Annotated in this window: 6 protein-coding genes; 5 read left to right on the forward strand and 1 reads right to left on the reverse strand. The window is 57.5% G+C overall.

All coding sequences use genetic code 11. The annotated features are described in order from the left end of the window. Positions 1 to 170 precede the first annotated feature (170 nt). From AC0L3O_RS31665 to AC0L3O_RS31685, 5 genes are all read left to right on the forward strand, one after another. Complete coding sequence (locus AC0L3O_RS31665) at positions 171 to 1,037, forward strand: class I SAM-dependent methyltransferase (protein ID WP_023803186.1); 867 nt, start codon at positions 171 to 173, stop codon at positions 1,035 to 1,037. A 361-nt stretch (positions 1,038 to 1,398) separates the two neighbouring features. Beyond that, positions 1,399 to 4,011 carry a bifunctional diguanylate cyclase/phosphodiesterase gene (locus tag AC0L3O_RS31670; protein ID WP_287239645.1) on the forward strand — a complete coding sequence of 871 codons (2,613 nt, stop codon included), beginning with the start codon at positions 1,399 to 1,401 and terminating at the stop codon, positions 4,009 to 4,011. A 383-nt stretch (positions 4,012 to 4,394) separates the two neighbouring features. Then, the gene (locus AC0L3O_RS31675) at positions 4,395 to 4,622 is read left to right on the forward strand and encodes a hypothetical protein (protein WP_023803181.1); all 228 of its coding nucleotides are present in this window, start codon (positions 4,395 to 4,397) and stop codon (positions 4,620 to 4,622) included. 406 nt (positions 4,623 to 5,028) lie between these two features. Next, positions 5,029 to 5,415, forward strand: coding sequence for an endonuclease/exonuclease/phosphatase family protein (locus tag AC0L3O_RS31680; protein WP_473536990.1), 387 nt, complete (start codon positions 5,029 to 5,031; stop codon positions 5,413 to 5,415). Positions 5,416 to 5,477: 62 nt separating this feature from the next. After that, positions 5,478 to 6,878 (forward strand): phospholipase D family protein, encoded by a 1,401-nt coding sequence (locus AC0L3O_RS31685; RefSeq protein WP_473536974.1) that lies wholly within the window; start codon positions 5,478 to 5,480, stop codon positions 6,876 to 6,878. A 148-nt stretch (positions 6,879 to 7,026) separates the two neighbouring features. Here AC0L3O_RS31685 and AC0L3O_RS31690 read toward each other — a convergent pair whose 3' ends face one another. Beyond that, positions 7,027 to 8,109, reverse strand: a complete 1,083-nt coding sequence (locus tag AC0L3O_RS31690; RefSeq protein ID WP_473617598.1) for a sensor histidine kinase — start codon at positions 8,107 to 8,109, stop codon at positions 7,027 to 7,029. Between the last annotated feature and the right edge of the window lie 820 nt (positions 8,110 to 8,929).

The raw sequence follows: 8,929 nt of genomic DNA on the forward strand, positions 1-8,929 counted from the left end.
CCCACTCATCATGCGATGAAAGGAGAGGCTTGCCGAATTCGCTGACCAATCGATCAGCCCCGGTGGTGCATCGTACCGCCACGGATTGACGCGCGACACTTTAGCTGCAAGGTATATTAACGTCCTGTTTACCATATATATTGGTCTCGGCAGGGACTTGAGGGGGCAATTTGGAACCGTTTCTGGGCGCGAACCGCCTTAATTGGGATGATCGAGCCGAGCTGCATTCGACCGACACAACGGGCAGCTACCACATAGAAAATGTACTGGCTGGCGGATCCAATCTCTATGAGCTGGAAACGCGCGAGGTCGGTGACATTGTCGGCAAGGATATCGTCCATCTGCAATGCCATATCGGGCTCGACACAATCAGCTTGAAGAATCTGGGCGCGGGCAGCGTGACCGGCCTCGACTTTTCACCGACGGCGATCGCAGCGGCGCGGGATTTCGCTGCAAAGGCAGGCACTGACGTGCGCTTCGTGGAGGCGCCACTGTTCGAGGCAGTCGAAGCGCTTGGCCGGACCTTTGACATCGCTTACGTTACCTGGGGTTCGGTAAACTGGCTTGACGACGTGTTCCGCTGGGCGCGGGTGGTTGCCGATCTCCTGCGGCCCGGCGGCCGGCTCTATCTCGCCGAGGGCCATCCGTTGATGTTCCAGTGTGACCGCAAGGCTGCGGCGCTGGAGTTCAAGCATGACTGGCGAACGCCAATAGCTCGACCACTCGCATGGAACGAAGAACTCACCTATACCGGCGACGACCGCATCTTGAAACATCCGCGCTACTATGAGTGGATTCATCCGGTCAGCGACGTGGTGAACGCGCTGATTTCAGCTGGGCTGACGCTGGATTTTCTCAATGAGCATGACACGGTTTCGTGGCAGCACTTTTCATTTGCCGTGAGGGCCGGCAAGGATATGTACGGCTTGCCAGAGAACTCTCCCAAGATTCCAATGGCCTATTCCATTGGCGCGACGAAGCGTAGCGTCGGCAAGATACCCTACCTGGTTACCGCCAAGGCGATTGAGGGCCACTAATGCATGTCGCGCAAAAGCATGCCATCGGGCTTGAACCGAGGGTGTGCGGCGGTTTTGCAGTAACGACATGCATAAAACAAAACTTGAAGCGCGCATGAATCCATTCAGCCGCGACGCGCTTTAAGTCGTCAGCCGGAGCCGCAGGTCCGTGTCAGCCACTCCGGCCACCTCAGGCGGTTGGAGGGTGCAAAATTTTTTAGGACCCGTGAAGGTCAAAATTAAACATTGATAGCTAATATACCTTGGTCGGGTTGGCCCAGAACCTGAATAGTATCTGAGGAATCGCCTATTGGCTCCTTTCCGCGCTAGGTTCGGCGGTATCAAGAAGGCCGTTTTCTCGTCGGCAAATATCCCGGCGGCAATGGCGGTGATCGTTATTGCCGTTGGCACAGCGTTCGCGGACCACCAGAACAAAGTCGTCTCGGATCAAGCCGCCCGAGCGGATGTCCTGGCCAAGGTCAATCTTATCCGTGCCAAGCTTGAAGGCAACATCAACGGAAACCTTCAACTGGTGCAGGGACTGGTCGCGGCGGTCGTGACTGAGCCCTATATGGGACAGCAACGCTTCGCCTCGCTGGCGAGCAACCTGTTTGGCAGGGGCTCGCAATTGAAGAATATTGCCGGCGCGCCCGATCTGGTCATTTCTCTGATGTACCCGATGAATGGCAACGACAAGGCGATAGGCCTCGATTACCGCAAGGACGAGCGGCAGCGTCTGGCCGCGCTCAGGGCGCGAGACAAGCGCGAGCTAATTCTTGCCGGTCCCGTCGACTTGAGGCAGGGAGGGCAAGGCTTCGTCGGCCGTATTCCCGTCTTTGTACGCAGTGCGGGCAACACCGAAAGGTTCTGGGGCATCATTTCGGCCGTCGTCGACGTTCAGCGCCTCTATAAGGCGAGCGGCCTGCTTGACGATGATCTCGGGATTGACATAGCGCTGATCGGTAAGGACGCTCTCGGTCCAACCGGAGAGCAATTCTTCGGCAATGAGCGCGTCGCCAAAAGCAATCCGGTGACAGCCGACGTTCTGCTCCCGTCCGGTTCGTGGCGGATCGCAGCCATTCCCAAAAACGGCTGGCCTTCGACGCCCGACAACGCGTGGTTCTTGCGCGCCATCATGGCGGTGGCCGGGGCATTGGTTGTGATCCCATTCCTGGTGACCGGTCGCCTGATTGGCGAGAGACAGCGCAACTATGCGGAACTGAGTCGATTGTCGAGACGCCTGGAACTCGCTCTGGAAGCGTCGGCTATTGGCGTTTGGGAACACGATCTCGCGACCAACGAACTGACGTGGGACGACCGCGTCAATGAAATATACGGCAAACCAGCTGGGGAGGGCCGCGGCTACCTGGACTGGGCGGGAGCAATCCACCCGGATGATTTGGCTGGCGCCAACGCCGATTTCGACCGCGCGATGGTCGACGGCGGGCCATATTTGTCGGAATACCGGATTATTCGGCCGGATGGCGAGATACGCCATGTCCGATCCAAGGCGATAATTTACCGGGCCGCAGACGACACCCCAAAAATGATTGGCGCCGAATGGGATGTGACAGCCGATGTCCTGTTGAACAAGGACCTGGTACGCGCAAAACAGCTTTCCGAGTCGAAAAATGCAGAACTCGAGTCGGCCAAGGCGCGCATAGAGCACATTGCGCTCCACGATTCGCTGACCGGTTTGCCCAACCGGCGTTACCTCGACCAGGTGCTGGAAGACTACGCGGCAAACGCCAGGCGGACCGGCGGGTATGCCGCACTGCTCCACATAGATCTCGATCGGTTCAAGCACATTAACGATACGCTTGGCCACGCCGCAGGCGACGCAATGCTTGTTCACGCCTCGACCGTGCTCCGATCCAAGGTCGATGGCGAGGGATTCGTCGCTCGGATCGGAGGAGACGAATTCATCGTCCTGTGCGCGGTGCATGACGATATCGAGCAACTGGCGCTGCTCGCTGACCGCGTCATCAGCCAGATGCGGGAACCGGTCTACTATCAGGGCCATCGATGCCGTTTTGGCGTGAGCGTGGGAATTGCAGTCGATAACGGAAAAGATGTCGAAGCCAAACACCTGCTGGTCAACGCTGACATCGCGCTTTACCGGGCAAAGAGTCGTGGGCGCAATCGATACGAGTTCTTCACCGAGGCGATGCAAAGCGAGATCGTCGAGACAAAACGGATTGCCGACGAAATTCTCGGCGGCCTTGAGCGCAACGAGTTCATTCCCTTCTACCAGCCGCAATTTGACGCAAAAACCCTTGAAATTGTTGGGGTTGAGGCGCTGGCGCGATGGCGGCATCCGGAGAAGGGCATTTTGGCGCCCGACGTCTTCCTAAGGATTGCGGAAGAATTGAATGTCGTCTCGATCATCGATCGAAACATATTAGAGCAATCGCTTTTGGATCTCGAAGGGTGGTCTGCTGCGAATCTCCATATTCCGCGGGTGTCAGTCAATGTTTCGGCACGCCGCCTTCAGGATGAGGAACTCATAAAGAGTCTTAGGGAACTAAATATCAAGAAGGGAACAGTTGCCTTCGAGCTCGTTGAGTCAATTTTCCTTGACGAAAATGATGATTTTGTTACCTGGAATCTTGAGCAGATAAAAGAGCTCGGCATTGACATAGAAATAGACGATTTTGGCACGGGCTACGCCTCTATAGTCAGCTTGCTCAAGCTGCAGCCTCGCCGGTTGAAGATAGATCGCCAATTGGTCATTCCTATTGTCAAATCGCCGCAACGAAGGCAGGTCGTCTCATCGATCATTGAAATCGGCAAATCCCTGGGTATCGAGGTCGTAGCCGAGGGTGTCGAGACGATGGAGCACGCACAGACACTCAAGAGCTTGGGCTGCGACATATTGCAGGGTTATGCCTTCGGGCATGCGTTGGATGCCGACGGACTAAAGGCATTTGTTCGATCTCGGCGTCTGCGCCCGAAACGGGTTTTGGATGAACCGCTCCGGTTGGGGAGAGTATAAGCGCATAAGCCTCACGTCACAGAGTAGCGCTTCGCTTGAGTCTTGGGATTTGGAGATTGGCCGATCACGGCAGCGAAGTTCTGGGGGCCTATGCACCCGATGAGACCTGGCCCCGGACAGCTGATCGGCGACCCCTATCTCGGCATCGGCCCGGCAACGGAGGCAGGACCAAACGCACAATGGCAGCCTTGGCGGTTGTCCAGGCAATGGCGCGGATATGTCGGCAGACGATCGATGATCTACCGGATTAACTGGTGAAACGTCCGGCTCTTCTGCAGGACGTCGTTGCCGATCGCCCGGCAATCGCAGCGGCCGGCGAAGCAGGCCGAAGTGCACTTGTCACTGACCAGGGAACGATATCGGCCCCCATGTGTTAGAAATCCATGGACACTTTGGAACCCCAGGGCCACGGGACGGTGGCCGACATTTTGACATCGGAAGTTGCCAATGCCAGGCAGCGCATCCACCGGACCGAGCTCGCGCTTCAACGTACTGAAGAAATGCTGGCCGAGAACCTCGCGTTGCGCAACAGGATACGAACTGCGGTCGAGGCCGCAGACCGCTTGGTGAAGATCGATCCCCCCAGCTTTGAAGGACGTCGCGCGGGTTGAACTGGGCCGGCGTTTCATTCGTCGCGCCCTTCAGGCCACCGGCGCCACCACTCTCGCTCCAGAACTTTGCCAACCACATCTACGTCTGGGCTGCACGCTCGCGAACAGCCGGAACCAACGGCGACCACAAGCGGTTTACCAATCGAAGGGACCGCAATGGATTCGGAATAATGGAACTTTTAGATATGGAACTGGCGCGAGCCCGACAGCGGCTTAATCGGGCCGAGCGCTCCCTTGAGCGTGCGAACGAGATGCTGGATGATGACTGCGGTGTCGGCATCAATATCGCGCTATGCAGCAGGATACGGGCTGCGCAACAGCGCGTAATTGAGGCCAGATCGCGGTTGACGAAGATCGATCCCACTAGCGCTGACGGAGTTCGCACGGGTTGATCCGGCCCGTCGACGTGCCGCCTCGGGCATATAGGACGATCGGTTCGGCACTCCGGCGGTCGCGCACCAAGCAAGCCAACGCACTGCTTGAGGCGACGCGTTCGGTCCTAAGGCCAACCATTTTGCTTGGCGATCTCAACGAATGGCGGGTGCACAGCAGATCCTCGTTGCTGGCGCTACTGCCGCATTTTGGTCCAATTCACACCGTGCTGTCCAGTTTCCCTTCGCGATTCCCTTTGCTTGCGCTCGATTGGATCCTGGCCAAACCACCAAGTCTGATTTCCAGCCTCGAAGTGCACCATACATCGCTATCTCGGATCGCCTCCGATCATCTACCGATCATGGCACGATTAAGTCTCCAGGGGATTCGACAGCTACATTTGCAACCAGATTACCTTTGAAGGGTTCTTGCTACGATTTTGAGCGAGGCCGGGTTTCTATCGCTGAAAGGGTAGAAAATTTTATGGAAGTATCCATTACGCGGATTGCACACGACAACATCAAAGCAGGCAAGAGCGGCTTGCTGCTGGTCCCGGACAATTATGACGCCTTCGCCGGGCGCGTTCTGGCGGCAAGGAGTGCCGTTCGCAGTCTCGATCTCATGTACTACCTTTGGCACGATGACCACACTGGCCGCTTGCTCTTGCAGGAAGTTTTCCGGGCCGCTGAGCGCGGTGTGCGAGTTCGCATGCTCCTTGATGACGCCAATCCGCGAAAGAACGATGCGGCCTATCTGGCCTTGAGCAATCATCCAAACATCGAGTTGAAGTTGTTTAATCCGAGCGGCGTCAGGCAACGCAGCGTCATGCGCGCTGTGGAAATTGTATTGCGACTATTTGCGTTGACCCGGAGGATGCACAACAAGGCATGGATCGCTGACGACAACGTTGCTATCGTAGGCGGGCGCAACGTTGGCGATGCCTATTTCGACGCAGCAGAAACCAATTTTCGCGACTTAGACGTGCTGCTCCTCGGTCCTGCCGTGCAGCAAACCGCCGAAATATTTGAGGCATTCTGGGCTTGCGAGGACGCGAAATCAATCAGTGTCCTGGGTCCAGCCGCGGAGAACGAGCATTCCGATTTGTTTTCGGGAAGCGATCTCGAAACCGAATCAATGCTTTTGAACGGGATCGGTGACCGAGGGTCCATCGCAGAGTTCATCGCGGCCAGCAACGACGTGCATTGGGTGGATCGAGTTCGGGTGATTTCCGATCCTCCAGAGAAGGTGAGAGGTTGGAGACGTCGCAGCTGGCTTACCAAGGAGTTGCTTCCCCTCATAAAGTCGGCGCGCAACAATCTGGAAATTGTATCTCCCTATTTCATCCCTGGCAAAAGGGGCTCCGCGGTCCTGATGGACCTCGTCAGCAATGGGGTTGACGTTTCCGTTTTGACCAATTCCTTGGCCGCTACAGACGTCGCCGCGGTTCATGGGGCTTATGCAAACTATCGCAAGCGATTGCTGAGGAATGGCGTAAGACTGTTCGAGCTCCAGCCCTTCACTCGCGGTCAGGGAATTTCGGTGTTTGGCTCCAAGGGTGCCAGTCTGCACACCAAATCGTTCACGGTTGACGACAGGGCTGGGTTCGTCGGTTCCTTCAATTTTGATCCCCGGTCAGTGTCTTTGAACTCGGAGATGGGCGTGCTCTTTGAGGATGCCGAATTAGTCGGTGAACTTCGGCGCTTTTTTCAAGCGGAGATATCACTAGAAACCAGCTATCGGCTGGAACTAAAGAACAATGTGCTGCACTGGCATGGATGCGAAGAAGGCAAAATCCAAGAATACACACACGAACCAGAGGCCGGAATTTTTCGCCGGGTTCTGGCGGCCTTGGTCCGCCACCTTCCGGTTGAGTCTCAGCTTTAGCCAGACCCACGGCGGGATCGACGCGGCGTTCTTGCCGCGAGCCGGGTACGGCATACCTGAAGAACGGCGACGTGAATGTGCCAAGCACAGCGCCCCGGGGCCGCGGTGGAAAGGCCGGGAGCATGCAGCATCCGCCCTCTGGCAATTGTCAGCTTGCTGCCGCCGATCGCGTGAAGACGATGGTGACCTTCGTCCCTTCGCTGGCGCTCGAGGCGACGTTGAACTTTGCCTCGGCGTTCTCTGTCAGCGAGCGCGCGATCAGCGCGCCGAGCTTGCCGGGCTTGGGCCATGTCTCCCCTTCCGGCAGGCCGATACCGTCGTCCGCAACTATCACCAGGCAGCCGTCGCCATCGGCGATGCTGTGCAGCTTTATCGTCCCGCCTTCACGCCCTTGGAATGCATGCTTGAGTGCATTTGTGAGCAATTCGTTCACGACCAGTCCCGTTGGCATGGCGACGTTGATCGATACCGGATAGGTATCCACCTTCATGTCGAGGCGGATCCCCTCAACTGCATGCGACCCCATCACCGCGGAGGCGATCTGGCTAAGATAAACGCCGAGATCGACCTCATCCTTCTGCTCGTCTGCCGATAGCGTCTGGTAGAGGATCGCCAGAGCGTCGACGCGGCCGGCGAGCCTCTCAAATCTTTTCTGGTCGGGCTCGGTCGCGTTACGGGTTTCTAGACGGATCAATGCGGTGATCATCTGTAAGTTGTTCTTCACCCGGTGCTGCAGTTCGCGCAACAGGGTGTCCTTCTCACGGACGCGCTCCTCCACCAAGCGCGCTTCTTCAGATTCGCCATGGGATGAGACGTCGACCAGAGCCACCAGTCGGAAGCAGTTCGTGCCGTTATCGTCCACGATGATGTTTGAATAAACGTCGACAAGAGCCGGGTTGGCCCCGACGGGCTCCAGCCGGAAAGTGCCGACGAAATCGGTTTCCTCGACCAAGGCCTCGGGCAGAGGCCGGCCCTTCTGCTGGTGGATGCCAATGCCGGAAAGTGCTCCCCAGTTTTGCCGGGTAAGCTCGGCTGCCTTCAGGCCTGACACTTTTTCGAATTCTGGATTAGCATAGACGACGCGCTCCTTCGCGCCTAAGTCCGACACGGCGATAGCGATCGGCACCTGGTCAAGAAATTTTTTGAACTGCTCGCTTTCCAGCGCGGTGGCAAGGTCCGGTGTATCGAGCAATTGCTCAACTGCCTCAGCCTTGTCTGAATCTGATGTCATCTTGGTCGCCTGTGCTTTGCGTGGGAGCCTCAGTCTCAGTCATGCACTTTGCTCGACACCGACAACGCTGGAAGCGGCTGCGCGATGTCAGGAGTAGGACGAGCCCGCGTCACGGAGCGGCAGAGCCATGGGCAACACAGGCCGTCTTGCTGAGAGTTCAGTCAACCTTGCGTCACTTTGCACGGCCACGACCTTTTTTCCAACAGCGTTGTGCCAAAATCCCGTCTCTGCCAATCGAAATTGACGATCTGCACGTCGCCGGAACTGCCGACGGAATATTTCCGCCATTTGCAATGGGCTCACCTGGCAGCGGCGGCGCCGGTGGCGGCATGCGGTGGCCAAACCGCACCCCGCATGTGCTCATCCAGGTCTGGCTGCTTCGCCGCGACACGATCGGGCGAAACGGTATGCTGCGCCGGTTCCGGCCGCTTTGGAGTTGCCCGGGTTGGCTCGCGGGACCTATCGGGTCATCGCCTGGGATACCGCGGCCGGCAGGCAAACGGGGGAATGGCAAGCGAATTCCGACATGGCTGAAACTTGATGTGCCGCCGTTCTCTGCCAATGTGGCGCTTGCCATTCGCCGAACCTGAGCAGGATGGAGACTGCGCCTGAAGGTATTCATTTGCTCGCTGATCTGACTTGTCATTGCCCAAGGTCTTTGCAACTTCGTCGCCAATGCCGATGTCAGTGATCTGCGCCAAGCGAAGTTGCGCGGAGATCTCACGAGATCTGCGCATTAGGTGTTGCGCTCGCCCGAACGCGACTGCTGGTTTGTGGCATCGGCCGATCCGCCCAGCGTGTCGGCGACCGTGGCACCTCG

Source organism: Mesorhizobium sp. WSM4810 (assembly GCF_055811235.1).